We start from the raw sequence: 3,850 nt of genomic DNA on the forward strand, positions 1-3,850 counted from the left end.
AGTTCCATCACCAGCACGGTGGCGACGACGATCAGGAAATTGGTCATGCGCGGGTCCCTTTCTTCTGGGTCGCCTTGGCGCGGGTGCGGGGCAGGCGCCACCACGGCACGGTGGGATACAGGTGATGTTCGTGATGATAACCGCCAAAGTGAAAGCAGGTCAGCAGCGACACAGGGTCGCTGATCCGTGACGAGCGCGCATTGTGGCGGTCGGGAAAGACATCATGGCCCGGACGGTGCGGCAGCCAGGTGCCGAACACGAACAACTGCACCGAGGCCAGGATCGACGGCAGCGGCCAGAACACGACATACATCCAGCGATCGCCCAGGATAAGCGCATAGGTGGTCACGATGACCGGCAGCAGCAGCCCCTCGCGCCAGCCGAAATAGGTCGCGATGAACCGCCCATACCAGCGCACAGGGCCGCCATGGTCGAAATCGGGGTCGTCATCGGTGCCCGCATGGCGGTGGTGGGCCATGTGCTTGACGATCATCTTGCGCCACGAGAACCCGGCATAAAGCCACAGGACCAGCTGTCCCATCGCCGCATTGGCGCGGGGTCGGCCCGGCACGACCGATCCGTGCATCGCATCATGGGCGATGATGAACAGCCCCACCGACAGCCAGGTCAGCGCGAGGAAATTCACCGCCGCCAGAACCGGATGGGCCACCGCGTCCAGAAACCACAGCGCGTGGACATGCAGCCCCAGCCAGGCCAGGATGATGGCGCCGGAGACGGTCAGGCTGGTGGCCGTCAGATCGGCCTTGGGCAGGGCGTGGTCGGTCATCATGATCCCCTGGTCCGGCATTGGCCGCAGGCTACAGCCCCGCGCCGCCGGTTTCCATCCCCGATGCTTGCGACCATTGGCCGCCCGGACCCGCCTCCAGCAAAGGCGCGCGGCGCAGGGCGGCCAGATCGGCCGAGCCGGTGCAGAACATCGCGATGCGCAGCTGGGCGATGACATCGGACAGATGCTCGGCCAGCGCCTCGGCGCTGTCGCGGGCGGCGGGCAGGGCGCGGGCGGCCTGTCCGGCCAGATCGGCCCCCAGCCTGATCGCGCGCGCCGCGTCCAGCCCGTGCCGCACGCCGCCCGACCCGATCAGGACCTGGCCCGCGCCCATCATCGGCGCGATGGCGCGCAGCGCGTCGGTCGTGGGAATGCCCCAGTCGTGGAAGGGGGCCGCCAGCGCGCGCAGGCGGTTGGGGCCGCGCTCGGCCTCGACCCGCGCCCAGCTGGTGCCGCCGACACCCGCGACGTCCAGGATGGTGACGCCCGCCTCCAGCAGCCGCCGGGCCAGAGGGGCAGAGAGGCCCGCGCCGACCTCCTTGACGCCCAGGGGGACGGGCAGGGCGGCCGCCAGCGCCTCGATCCGCGCCAGAAGGCCCGAGAAATCGCGGTCGCCGCCGTCCTGGATCGCCTCCTGCAGCGGGTTCAGATGCAGGATCAGCGCATCGGCCCCGATCATGTCCACCGCCCGCTGCACCTGCGCCAGATCAAAGCCATAGTTCAGCTGGACCGCGCCGATATTGCCCAGGATGGGGATGTCGGGGGCTCGCGCCCGCAGGCTGGCGCCCAGGCCGCCATTGCCGCCCGCCTCGACCGCGATTCGCTGAGAGCCGACCGACAGGGCGATGCGGTGATGCGCGCAGGCCTCGGCGATGTGCAGGTTGATGCGCTCCGCCTCGTCCGGGCCTCCGGTCATGGCCGAGATCAGCAGCGGCGCGTCCAGGCTGCGGCCCAGGAACCGCGTGCCGCAGTCTATGGTCGCCATGTCCAGCTCGGGCAGGGCGTGATGCAGAAAGCGGACCTGGTCAAAGCCGCTGTCCAGCCGGTGCTGCGCGCCCCGCCCCTCGGTCACGATGCGCAGATGATCCGATTTGCGCCGAGAGATGTCCGTCATGCCCTGCCATCCGTTTGTATGGTCCCACTATCATGCGAAACCGGCCCGCCTTCCACCCCCGGCGCAACGGGACCAACTGTCGCGTCCCGCAGTGCGTGGGGTTCGTGACGTTCCACCGACGACTTGGCGCGGCACGACCGGGGCAACATGATGATTAGGTTGACCTGACATGGCTGCCCGCGTCGTGCGGTCGGTTCTGGACAGCGCAGCCGGGCAGGTCCGTCGGCGTTGACAAGGGACGGGCGCGGCGATGCCCCGCCGGGGCCGTGCCATTGCTGTCCCGCAGAGGGCCTTTCCTTCATCGGCGGTAGATGCGGCGATGTGCCTTCGCAGATCTCTTTGTCGGCGTGCCGGATGCCTGCCTGCCACCGGCAACGGCTGCCAAGCGGGCCGGGCTTGTGCGCAGGTCTGCCAGGTCTTGGATGTCGCGCTCTGATCAGAGCGATGAGTCTCCCGACCGGGACAGGTTTGTCGCGGGTCGCCAGGCGGCGTCTGATTATCCAGGACGCGCTGCTTGGCTTGCGTGCCGTATCCTGAATACCCAGTGATTTGCGTGTTGCGGGAATGGTCCCTTTCGGTTTGTGAACGAAAGATCGCCAGTGTCGCCGGAGTAGCGCGGACCCAGGATATCGTCTCGGCAGAGGCGGTATGCTGGGGGTAACCTCCGCTCCGTGAGTTTTTCGAACCTTCGGCGTTCTGTCGTCAGCCATGCACAGATGAAGGTGTGTTGGCACAGGCGGTCGAAGCCAGTGACCACCTGACGATGTGCCGACAGCCGTATGCAGCAAGGCCCCCTGGACGGGGTGGGTGACGGTGATGTGTCCGGACCGGGGCTGACAAAACGCTGCCCGACATTGCAGTCCTGCGCCATGGCATACCATTTCGCCTCCGTTGCCGGGGAGGATCAGGACTTAGCATGGGGAGACCGGCTCAACACCCACGGTCAGCTCAAGCGTAGCGGGGCCATCTGAAAAGGCCGCCGACTGAGTTGATAAGGAAGCCAATTCCGTGTCCACGGACCCGACCCAAGCTTAGGCACGTCGCTACGGAAATTTTCCACGTCTCGTATTCTTCAGAATGGTGGCCATGGTCCCCTCACGTTCCGCTTGGATCCGGTGCCGCATCCTGAGCCTCGGCCACTGCAGATCCTGCTCAACGAGGCGACCTTTGATTACCCTCGAAAGATGTCCAGAAAAGCCCTTGCCCCCTCTTCCCGACATCCATATACGAGGCGGCGGAGATGTGGCCGAGTGGTCGAAGGCACACCCCTGCTAAGGGTGCAGGCCCGAAAGGGTCTCGAGGGTTCGAATCCCTTCGTCTCCGCCACTGCCATTTTCCAGTCTGTTCATATTACAGTAGTTTCTGGTCTCGGCCGGCCGCGGGGTAGCGATCGGGGTAGCATTGCATCTTCGTGGACTCCTGATCGTTCCCGGCTACAGATAAGTGTCCGGACCGGCTAGTGAAAGTCAGGACCGAGATGTGCGTTCTCACCTGAGAGATCCACTTCCACAGCAACGCTCTCCTCTTTCAACCTTGTTTGCACAAAGTTCCTGAGTTGGCCCATCGACAACAAGCGCGGCTCGCCACTCTGCGTCAGGAAGGCCGCGACCATGATCTCAGGGTTTCGTGCCGACAGCGTCGCGATCCGCTCCAAGCTTTGGGTCCCCGGGGTCGCGAGCGCCCGGAGGCATTGCGGTGTCAGGACGAGCACCACATCGGCATGTCCTGCCACGTCGGGACCGGACCCCACGAAGTTGCTCCAGAGCGCTGCTGCCCGCTGGCGCAGGGATTGGTCTTCGGCAAGGCAGACTGGCCTGCATCCCCGCATCCTATGTGTTTGATCCCACGGTTTGATGGTGAGATCCTTTCAAAGGAATGGAGGGATGCCCTATGGGACAGGTTCGTCATGGAAGCGCCACGACCACGCACGCCGTCAGAGCTGCAATACA

The 3,850-nt window shown here is 65.4% G+C and carries 2 protein-coding genes and 1 tRNA gene; 1 reads left to right on the top strand and 2 read right to left on the bottom strand.

The window, feature by feature from the left end; all coding sequences use genetic code 11:
• Window positions 1–43 precede the first annotated feature (43 nt).
• Complete coding sequence (locus ACK41U_RS19055) at window positions 44–787, bottom strand: fatty acid desaturase (protein ID WP_409683782.1); 744 nt, start codon at window positions 785–787, stop codon at window positions 44–46.
• Window positions 788–818: 31 nt separating this feature from the next.
• Window positions 819–1,901, bottom strand: a complete 1,083-nt coding sequence (fni, locus tag ACK41U_RS19060; protein ID WP_409683785.1) for a type 2 isopentenyl-diphosphate Delta-isomerase — start codon at window positions 1,899–1,901, stop codon at window positions 819–821.
• Between the two features lie 1,236 nt (window positions 1,902–3,137).
• On the opposite strand from fni, the gene ACK41U_RS19065 reads away from it, so the two are divergent.
• Window positions 3,138–3,227 (top strand) — tRNA-Ser (locus ACK41U_RS19065).
• Window positions 3,228–3,850 lie beyond the last annotated feature (623 nt).

This window comes from Paracoccus sp. (in: a-proteobacteria), assembly GCF_046289755.1.
In the GTDB taxonomy this organism is placed as follows: domain Bacteria; phylum Pseudomonadota; class Alphaproteobacteria; order Rhodobacterales; family Rhodobacteraceae; genus Paracoccus.